Annotated in this window: 12 protein-coding genes, 3 pseudogenes and 1 CRISPR repeat array; of the genes and pseudogenes, 6 read left to right on the top strand and 9 right to left on the bottom strand. The window is 40.9% G+C overall.

Annotated elements, in window-relative coordinates; all coding sequences use genetic code 11:
* Positions 1-330 precede the first annotated feature (330 nt).
* The 5 genes from H6G26_RS22680 to H6G26_RS22700 all read left to right on the top strand — a co-directional run bounded on the left by H6G26_RS22680 (position 331) and on the right by H6G26_RS22700 (position 5,444).
* Positions 331-825, top strand: coding sequence for a hypothetical protein (locus tag H6G26_RS22680; RefSeq protein ID WP_190731409.1), 495 nt, complete (start codon positions 331-333; stop codon positions 823-825).
* Positions 826-1,005: 180 nt separating this feature from the next.
* Complete coding sequence (locus H6G26_RS22685; RefSeq protein ID WP_190731410.1) at positions 1,006-1,698, top strand: pentapeptide repeat-containing protein; 693 nt, start codon at positions 1,006-1,008, stop codon at positions 1,696-1,698.
* 446 nt (positions 1,699-2,144) lie between these two features.
* On the top strand, positions 2,145-3,002 hold the full coding sequence (locus H6G26_RS22690) for a DUF72 domain-containing protein (RefSeq protein WP_190731411.1): 858 nt from the start codon (positions 2,145-2,147) through the stop codon (positions 3,000-3,002).
* A gap of 359 nt (positions 3,003-3,361) precedes the next feature.
* Entirely contained in the window at positions 3,362-3,802 is a 441-nt protein-coding gene (locus tag H6G26_RS22695; RefSeq protein ID WP_190731412.1) for a hypothetical protein, read from the top strand.
* 394 nt (positions 3,803-4,196) lie between these two features.
* The gene (locus tag H6G26_RS22700) at positions 4,197-5,444 is read left to right on the top strand and encodes a bifunctional sterol desaturase/short chain dehydrogenase (RefSeq protein WP_190731413.1); all 1,248 of its coding nucleotides are present in this window, start codon (positions 4,197-4,199) and stop codon (positions 5,442-5,444) included.
* A gap of 120 nt (positions 5,445-5,564) precedes the next feature.
* Here H6G26_RS22700 and H6G26_RS22705 read toward each other — a convergent pair.
* The 4 genes and pseudogenes from H6G26_RS22705 to ahcY all read right to left on the bottom strand — a co-directional run.
* Positions 5,565-5,774, bottom strand: a pseudogene (locus H6G26_RS22705) (XisI protein); the annotation flags it as partial.
* Positions 5,775-5,852: 78 nt separating this feature from the next.
* Positions 5,853-6,184 (bottom strand): annotated as a pseudogene (locus tag H6G26_RS22710) (XisI protein).
* 152 nt (positions 6,185-6,336) lie between these two features.
* A complete protein-coding gene (locus tag H6G26_RS22715) occupies positions 6,337-6,666 on the bottom strand; it encodes a XisI protein (RefSeq protein WP_190731414.1) in 330 nt (109 codons plus the stop codon).
* Between the two features lie 189 nt (positions 6,667-6,855).
* The gene (gene ahcY / locus H6G26_RS22720; RefSeq protein ID WP_190731415.1) at positions 6,856-8,133 is read right to left on the bottom strand and encodes an adenosylhomocysteinase; all 1,278 of its coding nucleotides are present in this window, start codon (positions 8,131-8,133) and stop codon (positions 6,856-6,858) included.
* A 390-nt stretch (positions 8,134-8,523) separates the two neighbouring features.
* Between ahcY and H6G26_RS22725 the strand changes: the two genes are divergently transcribed.
* Positions 8,524-10,176 carry a mechanosensitive ion channel domain-containing protein gene (locus H6G26_RS22725; protein ID WP_190731416.1) on the top strand — a complete coding sequence of 551 codons (1,653 nt, stop codon included), beginning with the start codon at positions 8,524-8,526 and terminating at the stop codon, positions 10,174-10,176.
* A 229-nt stretch (positions 10,177-10,405) separates the two neighbouring features.
* Positions 10,406-10,949: direct repeats of the CRISPR family, unit length 37 nt; unit sequence GTTTCAATCCCTAATAGGGATTTTGATGAATTGCAAT.
* A 268-nt stretch (positions 10,950-11,217) separates the two neighbouring features.
* Here H6G26_RS22725 and cas2 read toward each other — a convergent pair.
* From cas2 to H6G26_RS22750, 5 genes and pseudogenes are all read right to left on the bottom strand, one after another.
* Positions 11,218-11,508, bottom strand: coding sequence for a CRISPR-associated endonuclease Cas2 (gene cas2, locus H6G26_RS22730; RefSeq protein WP_190731417.1), 291 nt, complete (start codon positions 11,506-11,508; stop codon positions 11,218-11,220).
* A 14-nt stretch (positions 11,509-11,522) separates the two neighbouring features.
* The gene (gene cas1d, locus H6G26_RS22735) at positions 11,523-12,527 is read right to left on the bottom strand and encodes a type I-D CRISPR-associated endonuclease Cas1d (protein ID WP_190731418.1); all 1,005 of its coding nucleotides are present in this window, start codon (positions 12,525-12,527) and stop codon (positions 11,523-11,525) included.
* 182 nt (positions 12,528-12,709) lie between these two features.
* A pseudogene (gene cas4 / locus H6G26_RS22740) lies at positions 12,710-13,302 on the bottom strand (CRISPR-associated protein Cas4).
* Between the two features lie 31 nt (positions 13,303-13,333).
* Positions 13,334-14,179, bottom strand: a complete 846-nt coding sequence (gene cas6 / locus H6G26_RS22745; RefSeq protein ID WP_190731419.1) for a CRISPR-associated endoribonuclease Cas6 — start codon at positions 14,177-14,179, stop codon at positions 13,334-13,336.
* A complete protein-coding gene (locus tag H6G26_RS22750; protein WP_190731420.1) occupies positions 14,169-14,789 on the bottom strand; it encodes a 2OG-Fe(II) oxygenase in 621 nt (206 codons plus the stop codon). The genes cas6 and H6G26_RS22750 overlap by 11 nt, the downstream gene beginning before the upstream one ends.
* Positions 14,790-14,804: the final 15 nt, after the last annotated feature.

Below are 14,804 nucleotides of genomic sequence, written 5' to 3' on the forward strand. Positions count from 1 at the left end.
TTAATAAGTTTAAAAATATTGTTGTGTCATTAATAATGGGTATCACAGATGATCAAAAATCAATGGTGAAAAATCTAAAAGTTCAGAATATGGCAATTATCTAAAGGAATAGAATACAGCCAAATCAAGGTAATTAGAGAGAACTCTAACACAGTGGCTTCCATCTCTCGGAAGTTTAAGGAGCCAGGATTGAAAAGTTAAAATATATAATTCTCCTGACTTGTGATCTCACCTTGCGAAAGGTGATTACAGACAATTGACGCTCGCCTACATTGTTATTACCCAAGCCCTGATTGACCAAATTAACTTTTTAGCATCATCACTTTCATTATGCCCAGTCCCAAAATCTTAGCCCAATCTTTCGACTATTATGGAGTTTACCCCTGCCCAGTCTGTCGGATAGGTAAGATTTCTCATATGCCATTAATGGAAACTATGGCTTGTGACTTTTGCCAAGAGATTTTTACAGTCAACTTAGAACTACAGCAAATCAAGATGCCTTCTAGGCAACCACCCTTAATTTGGCGTTGGAATGGCTTTAGTTGGGCAGAAGGCCAATTGGAAGGTGTGGAATTAGGTTGGGGTTATGGACTAGCAGCAGCGATTTTTGTGATTCTTCCAACTACTTTAATTGGCATAGTAGCTTACTATTTTCCTGCTGATCTCAAAGAACCCATTACCTGGACGCCATATATTTGGACGATATTAACTTTCTTATCACATTTATCAATTATTGTTTGGATTGTGATTGAAATTTATCAGATTCCAGTTACAGCATATTTGAGAGCGATCGCTCGATGGAGAAATAGGGAAATGAGAAGATGAGAGAGCAGGAGAGGCAGGGAGCAGGGGGACAAGGGGACTTGTGAGAACTTGCAACAAGTCTTTCCCCTTGTCCCCAAGTCCTCTTTCCAATGCCCAATGGCCAATGATCAATAACAAATGATGCAGCGAATAGATAGCTCCATCACTCATAATTAAGTTGATTGTCCACCAAAATATCGTATGAGCGATCTGGAGCACTACTATAGAGTTTTGGAATTAGAGCCTGGGGCGACACTTGACGAAGTGAACCAGGCTTACAAAGATTTAGTCTTTGTTTGGCATCCCGATCGCATTCCCAAAGACAATCTCCGTTTACAGCAGAAAGCACAAGACAAGCTGAAAGCCATAAATGAAGCTCGTGAAAAATTGCGCTCTTTAAAAACCAAACATCAAACCACACATCACTCACCGCCACCTAAACAGGAAAAACCATCTCAAACCACATATTATTCACCCGCACCTAAACAGGAAAAACCATCTCAAACAACCCAGAAACCACCAAAGCAAAATTCAGACTTGAGTGGCAAAGACTACAGCCGGGCAAATTTGAGCAATAAAGACTTATCTGGCAGAAATCTGAGTTATGCCAATTTGAGCGGTGCTAATCTCAGCGATACTTTTATGCACAAAGTCAACCTTAGAGGTGCGAATTTATCTGAAGCAAATTTATTTCGAGCAAATTTACTTTTAGCGGATCTGCGGGAGGCGAATTTACGCGCTGCTAATTTGATTGGAGCGGATCTCAGTGGGGCCGACTTGCGAGGAGCCGACTTGACAGGAGCGCGGATTCGCTCTGGTGAGCGCCTTCTGGTTAAACTAATCGGTACTAACTTAGCAGGGGCAATTATGCCTGATGGTTCAATTTATCAATAACTGAGGCTGCGCTATGACACAGAGTGTATGAATTACTTAAATGAAAAAGCAATCAAGCAGTTCTTGTTTGAATGCAACAGATGGTAAGGGCACAGCATTGCTGTGCCCTTACAAGTGAAGTGATCTGTATTCCAGGCAATTGAAACCGCTATATGCCTGTTTACTTGCCCAAAACACCAAAACGAATACGCGATCTACTGAAATGAGAAAGCAATATGCCTTTTTGCTTGCTGAATCTACTGAAATGAGTAAGCAATCAAGCATTTTGAGAAAGCAATATTCCTTTTTGCTTGCTGAATCTACTGAAATGAGTAAGCAATCAAGCATTTTGAATACAGCCAGAAAGCCCAAAATTAAATCCTTTTGAATTTTGACACTTCGACTCCTTTCGACCCTTACAACCTGACTGTAAAATTGAAGATGATACATTTAGGCTTTTAGGCACTGTGGACTTTTTTATCGGTTGTGCTGTTTGGGCATATAAAGGTTGGGTGGGCGAACTCTATCCCCAAGGCACTCGCACTGCTGATTTTCTGCATCTCTACAGTCGTCGCTTCACCACTGTAGAAGGTAACACCACCTTTTATGCTGTGCCTAATCAAGAAACTGTAACCCGTTGGGTTGCCGAAACCCCAGCAGGTTTTGAATTTTGTTTAAAATTACCGCGAGATATTACCCATCAAGGATTGTTGAAACCTTATATTCCGGCTGCATTAAAATTTCTGGGAGGGATGCGCCCTTTAGGTAAGCGTCTTGGCCCGATATTTGCCCAGTTACCACCCAGTTATACACCTGCATTGTTTGACGATTTGACCAACTTTCTGGAAGCTTGGCCGCGTACAGAAGCACCCCTAGCGTTAGAAGTTCGGCATCCCGACTGGTTCAAGGAACCCCATGCTAGTAATTTGACGACACTTTTAGAAAAGCTAGGTGTGGGAAGGGTACTGTTAGACTCGCGCCCCATCTATACTGGAGATGATGACCCCCAGTTGCAATCAGAACGACGTAAACCCAAATTACCGTTGCAATTGAGTGTTACAGCACCCTTTACTCTGATTCGGTTTATTTCTCATCCAAATTTATCAGTGAATCAGCCGTTTATGGAAGAGTGGGTGAAGCAAATTCAGCAATGGTTACAGACGGGAGTGCGAATTTATTTCTTTGTCCATTGTCCAATAGAAGCGCGATCGCCCAGCACAGCCCGTCACTTTCAACAGCTATTGGAACAAAGTCACACACCAGTTCCACCCCTACCTTGGAATAACCTTGAGCATCCTCCCAATCAACTCAGTCTATGGCCTTGAAAAGCAGGACGCGAGGAGTAGGGGAACTAAGCCTACAGAATGAGATTTCTAATTTTTTAAATTTTACAAAACATCTCATGTTTAGTAATAAAAAAAGAGCGATAATTAGTGTTACGATACTTTTTTGTTAAAGCTTGATATTCCTTTTTGCTTGACAAAAGCGTCCGAGGAAAGCAATCGCATTCCCAATGGATGTAAAGAAACATTTCTGTTTCTTAGAAGAGGTAATAGCCCTCTTTGTAAAATGGCAATGAGGCTTTAGGTGATACATAGATATATCTAACAAAAAATTATTGATTTTTAATGTGAATGTGATTTAAGCGAATTTTTTGAGAGCAGTTACACCAAAGGAGGTTGAAATGAGTCGTCTTCTTTATGAAAATTCAGTCTCTTACAAAGGATTTCTCATCATTCCATTTGTTTTTGGGAAGCTTGATAATTACGAGATTTATTCGTATAAATTGCTATCTGAGGTTGGACACACAAGCCAATTTCATAAAGCAGAGAACCCAGCAGGAATTTATGGAAGTAGCGTTAGTAATATCGTTGATATTGCTAAAGAACATATTGATAAAAATTCAGAGTTTGTTAGCGGTAAGGATAATTTTAAGTCTCGCTACATTTACCGAAATAATTTGATAATTATTTTTCAAGAAGGCGACAAATATTTTTATGATCATTATCCACCAGAGTTATTGAATAATATTGCAGCTCCAAAATTATTCAAATCCGAATATGAATGTCTGAGTTGGATTAAGCAAGGGCTTAATGGAGAATATGTGTGGCAAAGAGCTATTTGAATCAGCAGGAGTTAGTCCTTAAAACAAACTTAATTCTGGTTTTAAGAAGTAACTTCTGTACCTAACTAAGTTAAAATATGTTATGGATTTTCCATTTGTGCCAGAAGCAGCACGAGCCGAAGTTATTTGCTCTATACATTGGCAATTAAGTATTTATGCTGCTGCGATCGCTATCTCAATTACAGTTGGTTAACCTTGGTTTTTGCTCTATTGAACTGGGATATTGTAGCTAAATTAGGACGGTTGGGAGTATGAGCGAGCAAGGGGCATTGAATATTGCTTTTTCCTACTCCCTACTCCCTATTCCCTTTAATTTTTATTTGCTCTAGACTCGACCTTAACGCACCTTTATCAGATCATGAAGAATGATTAAGAAAAACGAGTATAGACAAATATGATAAAAATGCTAGCTGAAAACTTGATTGGGATTGAAGCAAGATTACAAATTAATTGGGTTTGGCTAAATGCCAGCTTACAGTTTGCTAGTTGGGCACTTTTCTCAATTTTACTCGCTGAGGTCTTGAGAGACAGCTACCATGCTTTGTGTCACCAAGTCAATTGGCTTGCTAAATGGCACAACAAGCACCACATGGCTTATCGCCGAGATTTATCTATAGTTTCCCTGAAAGTTTACCAAGAATCGCAACTATATCACGACATTTTAGAGTCGAGTCTACTGCTGGTGGTATTAGTAGTCATTGCCTTAATTGTCCAGCAAATGGGGTTATGGCTGGGAGTAGCTTATGGTTGCACCTTCTTGTATGGCGCGTCTATACGATATTTCCAGGGAAAAATTGATACAGACTACAACCACTTACCCGGCCCTTTAGAGACAATACCATCCCTTTGGTGGGTGAATCGGTCTTACCATTGGCGGCATCATTTTGATGATGTCAACGCTTACTACAGTGGTGTCTTTCCCCTAGTGGATAAAATTCTTGGTACAGGACTGTCTCTCAAAGGTAAAACCATCGCTTTAACCGGAGCATCAGGAGCGTTGGGACAAGCATTAGCTGCTGAACTTGTAAAGAATAATGCTAAAGTTGTCGCATTAACCACTAATCCAGAAAAATTAGTAGAGCAAGTTGGGGTGAAAGTGGTTTCCTGGCAGTTGGGTAACGAAGCCGAACTGAGGAATAGTTTAGAGAAAGTAGATATTTTAATTATCAACCACGGAATCAATGTCTACGCCAGCCGCACATCAGAGGGTATCAATACCTCCTATGAAGTAAATACCTTTTCAGCATTGCGGTTGATGGATATATTTTTGACAACTGTAACAGGGCCACAAGCAAAAGCAACTAAGGAAATCTGGGTAAACACTTCTGAAGCTGAGGTTTCTCCAGCACTGAGTCCGCTTTATGAACTCAGCAAAAGAGCGCTAGGAGATATTGTTACCCTAAAGCGTTTGGACGGGGATTGTGTAATTCGCAAGCTAATTCTTGGCCCGTTCAAGAGTCAACTGAATCCTTATGGAGTGATGTCTGCACAGCAAGTTGCTCGTGCCATCTTGTTTTTCGCTCGGCGAGACTTCCGAAATATTATTGTGGCAATAAATCCTCTTACCTATCTGCTGTTTCCCTTAAAAGAAATTAGTACGTCGCTATACTATCGAGTCTTCAGCCGGGCAGCGAAAAGTTAATAATTGCCAGATTATAAGCCAGTGACTATTTCAAATAGTTTAGGATCTTAGACTTGAGAACCTACAACTTTTGTAGGGTGCGTTAGCGACAGCGTAACGCACCTACTAAATTACACTTAATTAAATAACTGCAAATTCAGTGTACTGTCTGATATCGACTGGTTGGAAAGCGAGAACAATTTGATTTTTAGGAATACCAGCGTTAACAAGTTCGTTGGCTATACCGTATTCTGTACCGTCTCTTTGAATCCAGATTTTATCGTTAATGATGTCAATATGGACTAAGCAACCATGCACCCGTTGATTATTTTCCCAACCTAATGTTAGTAGACTCATCAATTATCAGGTTCCCGAAGTCCAAGTATTGATCTACTCAACTTTCAACAATTGGGATAAAATGCAAAAAATTTAAACAGATGCAAAACCAGTAAATTGCCGGACATAAGGCGATCTAAAACCTAAAACAATATCTGTTGTCGGCACACCTAATTCTACTAATTGATTAGCTATTCCTTCTTCAGTAAAATCGCGCTGAATCCAAATTTTATCATCCTTAATACTAATATGAATGGGGCATCCATACACTCTTTCTTCATCATGCCATCCCACATATAATAATAAATAGCGATCGCGTTCTGTATCAAAGACAATTTCAGTATTTTCTAAATCTTCTTTTGGTTGTTCATTTACATATTTATAGATGATTTTTTCACTAATTCCTGATAATTTAATTTTTCCATAATACTATCTCCTGTTTCTGAATATGAAAAAAATAATTTGATTATCGTTCTAATAGAGTTTTAATAAAAGAATCTATAAAAAACTATTGGTAGATATCTTGAGATATTGCCAACATTATGGAAAATATCTATTGCTGACATATAAAAAATGATTAAACAGATGCAAAACCAGTAAACTGTCTCACATGAGGTGATCTAAAACCCAAAACAATATCTGTTTTCGGCACACCTATTTCTACTAATTCATTAGCTACACCTTCCTCTGTAAAATCGCACTGAATCCAGATTTTTCCATCCTTAATATCTATATGAATCACCGAACCATAAGTCCGTTTTTCACCTTCCCAACCTAGATGAATTACTAAATAGTGATTTTTTTGATTATCGAATATTAATTGTATTTCCGTTCCCTTGGCTAAATGACTTTCTGTATGTCTTGCTAATACTGTTTGTACTAATTCAGGATAATTCATTCCTTCCATAAAATAATCCTTTCTCTAAAGCTAACTTAACAGTATTATAAAAAAAATCTTTTGCTGACATACAAACTTACAATAACACCCTCCATCCTATTATATTCTCTCTCTGTGCCTCTGAATGTCTGCGAGAGAAACACAAAAAAAGGGATAAGCCCAAAAGCCTATCCCCCAAAAAATCAATTAATCAATGTATCAAGTTCCCGATGTCCAAGAATTGATGTACTCAATTTGATCGGGTGTCAAACTATCAATCGTGATACCAATAGCCTGCAACTTCAACCGAGCAATTTCTTGATCGACTTCAACAGGAATTGAGTGCAAACCAGGTTGCAACTTACCTTTATTCTTCACCAGGAATTCACAAGCTAAAGCTTGGTTGGCAAAACTCATATCCATTACCGCGCTGGGGTGTCCTTCAGCCGCAGCTAGGTTAATCAAGCGTCCTTGTCCGAGAACGACAACTGATTTACCATTTTTCAACTTGTACTCTTCGGTGAAAGGACGAACTTCTTTGATTTCCTTAGCTTGTGCAGCCAAGTATTTCAAATCAAGTTCCAAGTCAAAGTGACCGGAGTTACAAACGATCGCACCGTCTTTCATGACATCGAAATGTTCACCGCGAACGACGTGCTTATTACCAGTCACAGTGATAAATATATCACCTTGGGGTGCAGCTTCAGCCATTGGAAGGACCCGGAAGCCATCCATTACGGCTTCAATTGCCTTGATGGGGTCGATTTCGGTGACGATGACGTTAGCACCCATCCCACGGGCGCGGAGGGCTGTACCTTTACCACACCAGCCATAACCGACGACGACAATGTTTTTACCAGCCAACAAAATGTTTGTGGCGCGGATAATGCCATCTAGGGTTGATTGCCCAGTACCATAGCGATTATCAAAGAAGTGCTTGGTATCAGCATCGTTGACGTTGACTGCGGGGAAGGTAAGAACGCCTTCTCTAAACATGGCGCGTAACCGCACGATACCGGTGGTGGTTTCTTCGGTGCTACCAATCAAATCAGCGATTTGGTGTTGGCGTTCTTGTACCAAAGTTGCAACCACATCGCTACCGTCATCAACAATAATGTTGGGGCGATGATCTAAAGCTATTTGAACGTGGCGGTTATAAGTTTCGTTATCTTCGCCTTTTTGAGCAAAGACAGGAATTTCATGATCCAAGACGAGGCTAGCGGCTACGTCATCTTGCGTTGATAAAGGATTGCTAGCAATTAAAAGCGCGTCTGCACCACCGGCTTTCAGAGCGATCGCCAAATGTGCTGTTTCTGTTGTAATGTGGGCGCAAGCTACAAGACGTAAACCAGCGAAGGGTTTCTCGATAGCAAAGCGATCGCGGATTTGCCGCAAAACTGGCATTTCGCGTCCAGCCCATTCAATACGCTGTCTTCCCAAGGCAGCTAGGCCGAGGTCTTTAACCTCGTGCTTTAATCGGGGAGAAGTTGCGGTCATCAAAAGTTACCTCAAAATATAAAAAAAGCTACGTAAATTTTACGCACTCTACTAGGTTATTCTACGACTGGCGATTTTTGCTTGTAAGAAAAGCAAACTACTAGTCAATAGCCCTCAAAACTAGCTTGACGTTTGATCAGCATAATGTCAACTTCATCCCCAGGTTCTTCTTTTTTGTTTTATCTTTGGCAAGAGTGAGACTTTTCTAGGCTTTGGTCGATCATTCTAAGTACATTGTCACCTCTCTAAAGATAGAAGATGGTCAAAAAAACATTAAAATTTCATCATTTTAAGGGAAAACCTCAACTTTAGATAGGTACATCTACCCAAAGTAATTACGCACGATAGTTGAAGTAGTGATTAATAGATTTTACTCAAGGAGGTGTTTGAGTGCGCTTTCAATTTTTGGCGATCGCTAGTTCAATGGCTATAGCCGTTGTATCTATGCCAAAAGCCACAGCCCAGATTCCTTCTTTACCGCAGATGCAAGCTCCTAGCAGTGTGAGTAATGATGCAAATAATCGACTTGTTACAGGCTGGATTTATTTAGATGGTCGTCGGTTATTTCAGATAGCGGCATCAAGAAGCAACTTCCCTGAGCGTTCAGAAGATATCCAAAAGAAGTTAGAGAAAATTGCCCAAAATTACTTCCAGTCACCAGCAAAAACAGCAGTCAAGGTAGAAGTTCGCAAAGTAAACGACTTACCAGTAATTTATATCAATGGTCAATACCTGATGACCATCACTTCTGAGGATGCTGGATTGCGAGAGGTAGATATGTTGACATCAGCAAATCAAATCGCCGAATCGTTACAAGAAGACTTGCAACAAGCAAAGCAAGAAAGACAAACTCAATTTTTAATCGACCAAGGCAAAATTGCTGCGGGCATCGGACTGGCAATGATTGTGATGAGTTGGGGAGTATATAGCTGGCAAAGACGTTCTAAAAACGATGTAGTATACCCCCTTGCCTCCCAACCCCCCAGAGGGGCCCTAAACTCCCCAATTTCACCAGCAGCAACCCAACCAATTACAACCCAACTGAATCAACAACAACATCGACATATCCAAGAAGTCAAAAGACGATTGTTTCAGCTAGCCCAAGCAGGAATTTGGGGAGGTGGAAGTTTCTTTATCTTGGGGCTATTTCCGTACACCCGACCATTCCAGGTAGCGATTATCATGGTAGCTCAATTTCCTTTGCGATTAGGTGTTGTGTTCCTGGTAAGTTACGTAGCAATCCGTCTCATTTACGCCCTCATTGACCGCTTCACCACTACTCTGATTAGCAGTGGTGCTTTATTGACTCCAGAAAGTTCTGAACGGCTGAGACTAAGAGTTTCCACATTTTCTGGTGTGACTAAAAGCATCGCTACTGGTATCTGTGTAGGAGTAGGCTTCTTGCTAGCGCTGGTGTCATTGGGTATAGATATCGTTCCCTTGCTAGCGGGTGCCAGTTTAGTTGGTGTTGCCGTTTCTCTAGCCTCGCAAAACTTAATTAAAGATGCGATTAACGGTTTCTTGATCATTTTAGAAGACCAGTACGCTTTAGGCGATGTGATTACTGTGGGAGACGTGGGAGGCTTAGTAGAAAATCTGAATCTACGGATGACTCAACTGCGAGATTCGGAAGGGCGCTTGATCACGATTCCCAATAGCGAAATTAAAGTTGTAGCCAATCTTTCTAGCCGTTGGTCACGAGCCGATTTAACGATCCCGATCGCCTACCAAGCCGATGTTGAAAAGGCTTTGAAGTTGATTGAAAATATTGGCTTTGAGATGGACAAAGATCCGCAATGGGAGCGTCAAATTCTGGAACCGCCACAAGTTTTGGGAATAGATCAATTTGGCGATCGCGGTTTGATTGTTCGCGTCTGGATTAAAACACAGCCCCTCAAACAATGGGATGTAGCACGGGAGTTTCGCCGTCGGCTGAAAGTTGCTCTAGACCAAGCCGGAATTTCTATTTCTGTGCCTCAACAAGCAATTTGGGTCAATGATGAGCAGTTGTTAAATTTTCAGGGTAATGGCAAAGCTAATTAGAAACAGGGCTTACGCACTCAAAACCTGAAATCTCGATCCTCGTAACTCCACGGTGAGGCTATTTAAGATTTATCGGCTAGCCTCTGAGAGGATGTTTGAAAAGTCCTCATCTTGGTAGCAAAACGTTTTAGATCCCCCTAAATCCCCCTTAAAAAGGGGGACTCTGATTCCGGTTCCCCCCTTTTTAAGGGGGATCAATAAGTGCCTAAAATCACAGCCAACCACTTTTCAAACAACCTCTAATAGGGATTTTGATGAATTGCAATAGCAACTAACCTTAGCTGCACAGGATATTATAAATGTTTCAATCCCTAACAGGGATTTTGATGAATTGCAATTGTAGATTAACGAGTTAGTTACAATATATGTGTGCTGTTTCAATCCCTAATAGGGATTTTGATGAATTGCAATTTGAATCCACTTTAGGGGGCCTTCCTCATACGCTACGTTTCAATCCCTAATAGGGATTTTGATGAATTGCAATATAAAAACGGCTTAATAGCAGCATATCGCTTTTCATTGTTTCAATCCCTAATAGGGATTTTGATGAATTGCAATGAAAGCCAAGTAGATGAATTTAGCCGTATCGAAGTTTCAATCCCTAATAGGGATTTTGATGAATTGCAATCTGCTTCTCCTCTGGGCAGTAAATTGTATTTATAAGTTTCAATCCCTAATAGGGATTTTGATGAATTGCAATAATGGGTGATTTTACAATAGAAGGTTGGATTTATTTGTTTCAATCCCTAATAGGGATTTTGATGAATTGCAATGGCGGGAGCCTAAAACCCAAGCTGTATTTAGTTTTCAAGGTACAGTTGCGCGATTTAAGGGCAATCATAGCATTAGAGAATTCGTTTGGGAAGAGTGCCAGAAAAGTTTAAAGGCTGAAATTGTATTTTGGTAAGCCTTTCAGAGATTGCGCGGATGAGGATTAGACGACTAATGGGTTGAAAGCCTTATTATAGTTGGGATATAAGCACTTTTTTGGGGCTGTGGAATTTGTACACCTACCCTTCCGCGCATTTGAGATGCAGTAACCTAGCCAGAAGAGGACTCAGCAAAAAAAATTGTTTCGTCTCGTGGCTGTTCTCCGCCAATACGTTCGATTTTTCCCTGACAACAGCCACACAGAAAATAAAAGCGCACGCTATCAGTGTCGGGTTTTATCAATTTAGCTAAACGTGATCGCAGTTTAGCATACTGAGTAGAAGTGATATTGCACTCAAACACACTCAGTTGCATCCATTGTCCGTAAGACTTGAGAACGGAATGAATTTTAGTTCGACGTTTATCTTCTGGAATGTCGTAGCTGACAACAATATAATACATGGGTTAATGGGGAGTTATTTGAGAACTAAGGGGGGATATTTATCGATTTCGTTCATGAGGTATTTACTTAATAACCTTGCCTGAATTTCAAAGGATTTTTGATAGGTGCATTTGTTTCCCATAACTGGATGTTTGAACTCCGATTGTTTCTTTTGTTCGTAGGCGCGAAGAAATGTATGCAGTCCTTCTTTGGTTAAAGACACGGCACCACTAAGCGGTTCGGTGGTAAAGTCAGTTAGGGTTAGCGATCGCTTGTTAATAAGCGACAACACTACAGCATCCACTATTAAAGGACGAAATTCTTCCATCAAGTCTAAGGCTAGGGAAGGTCTACCATAACGCTCGATATGTAAGTATCCTAAATAGGGATCGAAGCCAACAATATTTAAAGCACTTTGCACGTCATGACGTAGTAATGAATACCCAAAACTCAGTAGGGCATTAACTGGATCGGTTGGTGGGCGGCGGCGTCTGGCTTCAAAGCGAAATTCTGGGGTTTTGATTAGCTGTTGAAAACAACCAAAATAGGCTGCACTACCAGCACCTTCTAAGCCTCTAAGAGAATCAATACTGCTAGTTTTTTCGATTGGTGCGATCGCGTTTTCCAATCGAGTGATGTTATTATTCAGGTCAGTATCAGGATGTTCTCGCTGAGTGCGAAGTAAGCTATGGCGGTAATTTTTCAATTTACCCCGCACAAAACCTCTGACTAAATGTATTGCTGGTTCTGATTCTCCCACAGCTTGCCATTGGGCTTTGCGAACAAAGAGATTTTTAGTAACTTCTGGTTCTAAACGCCCTAAATATCGTCCGTTTTGTGTGAGAAATGTTAAACAAATGTGACGTTCTAAAAGTTCACTGACGACGGCGGGAGAAATAGTAGCCCGACCTAATATTACAATTCCTTCTATTTTAATTAAAGGGATATCCAAGATTGTTTTTTGTTCAGCTTTGACGGTGAGACGTTCGTCAACTTTACCGATAAAAGCATCGGCTTGTGTTACGTAAAGTGTTCCCATTTTTGATGATTCCTAGTAATAATTGGTGCTGAAGAAAAGTATTAGGCGAATAGAATTCGCTACTACACAAGCAAAGTCCACCTCCGTGGACTAATAATCAAGGATTTTCTAACCCACGGAGGTGGGTTTTGTCTGTGTAGCCGCGACTTCCAGTCGCCAAGGCTAGTAATAAATTGGATGATTTAATTTACTTCTTGATAACTTTTGACTTTATCAGTTGCTTTGGGCAAACATTGCGAATAAAGACTGCATCCTTGGCAGCGTTTGCTGTAAACTGTTTTGGCATTGCTCCTGTTTCTAGGAGATTTGCGACAGATTGAATAGTCGCGATCGCACTTTGCCGTAACTCTGCATTAATCTCTACTAATTGCCGTTGATGGGAGTGAGCATAATAAATATATCCAGTAGTAACAGGTTGTCCTGTCATCTCTTCTAAACATAAAGCTTGGGCACAAACTTGTAACTCATCGTTATCCCATTCACCTTTACGTCCTCGTTTGTATTCCACTGGATAAACTTGACCAGATTCGGCTTCAATTAAGTCAGATTTGCCAATGAGTTTGTATTGCTCAGAGTTTAGCCAAATTGCTCGAATCTGCCAAGTTTCTCCTCGCTGTACATCGCTTGTCGTGTGGACACGATCGTGTAAAGTTGTACCTTCAATTGTGTATTGGTTATCGGTGAATTCTCCTGCACAAAACATCCGCCAACAGCGATGCGGACAATAGGCATATTGATTCAATGCCGCAATGGAAATATATTCAGTTTGATTCATAACTTAGGGGGTTTTTAAATGATTATTGAAATTAGGGAGAATACAGCCGTCGCGTCATTCCCATACCCATTGTTGTTTTTCTGCCGACACCAGTATATAAAGCAAAGTCAGCTAAAGCGTTAATTTGCTTAATTTGTATTGGTTCAACTGCCCCTAAAATCTTGTAGGTAAGTTCGCCAATAATGCCAATAAATTTGCTGCGAGAGTCGGCTAAAATTTCTGTGTGAATGTTGACAAAAGAAGGGAAAATAGACTCGAACGCAATATGATTTAATTCTATACCACTGTACTTATTCCACCGCGAAAGTAGGGAATTGAAAACAGATTCTCTGGTAGGAAGGGTAGTATCATACTGTCCTTGACGGAAGGCGGTAGGCGTGGAAAAGGTAAGATAAATGGAAGAGTTGCGATCGCTAGCTTCTTCGTATAATTGAGCGTAAGTAGTGGCATTTGCCCAAGGTTGAATAGATTGGGGTGTGCCTTGAATGCTGGTAATATACAAGTCAGCCGGGCCAAGATGCCAAGGGCGATTGGGATTCAGATTTAGCCAGAGTTGGGTAAGTTTGCCAAATAGAGTGTCATCTAATAAAGAGATGCGCCACCAACAAGGAGTTCCGGCGGGAATGGGTTGTTGATGTGAGTATTGCAATTTAGATCCTCCCTTACCACCCTTCAAAAGGGGAGAGTTTGTATTACTAATTTGTAAAGGGGAAAGGGTGAAAGCTTTATCAGCAGTGGAATCGTGCAAGCGATCGCCCAATGTGCTATCTACAGAGCTAACGAGGGTTAAAAATAGGGCGTGGAGATGTCTACCTGTAAGAAACTGTGGTGGAATGGGCGATTCAGGTAGCAAATTCAACACTAAACTATGAGGCATACTTTCTCTTTTTGGTTGTAGACTGAGTGATTCTTGACTCTACAGTAAACTCAGGGATTTCCTGGAGTTCAGCTTCACTCAAACTATACTGTTCACAAACTAGACTCAGACGATTTCCTGGAGTTTTGACAGCGTTAACCGAATGGGTTAAATCACCTTGAAAGTAAACTAAAGTATTGAATTGGGGCTTAATTTGCCCAAGTTGGCGTTTGTGCGATCGCAATACCAGTTCTCCCCCTTCCATATCCGCAGGTACTCGCACATAAAGAACACTGACAACCGCAGGTGGTTCAATGCTTTTGGAGTAGGAACGTAAGGAGCGATCGATATGCGGATCGACGCGGGAGCCTTCTTTGAGTTGTAAAGGATTGAGGTAAAAAGCATTACAACTCGGCTGGAGAGCTAAATCGAGGTAAGGCTTGAAGTAGGGAAACTGCTGTTCTACTTTTGCTAGTCCAGAACGCTGAAATACTACAGAAAATCCTTTAGTAGCGACAAAATCGCGGTTGAGGTTGTTGATAGCAAAGTAAGGACAAGCTTGGATTTCTCCCCACAAGTTGTTTAGGTAATCGCTGGGGAAGGCGTTGTTTTGTTGTTGATAGTGTTTCACGGTGGATGTGGGGAG

The organism is Nostoc sp. FACHB-888, assembly GCF_014696655.1.
Lineage (GTDB): Bacteria > Cyanobacteriota > Cyanobacteriia > Cyanobacteriales > Nostocaceae > Nostoc.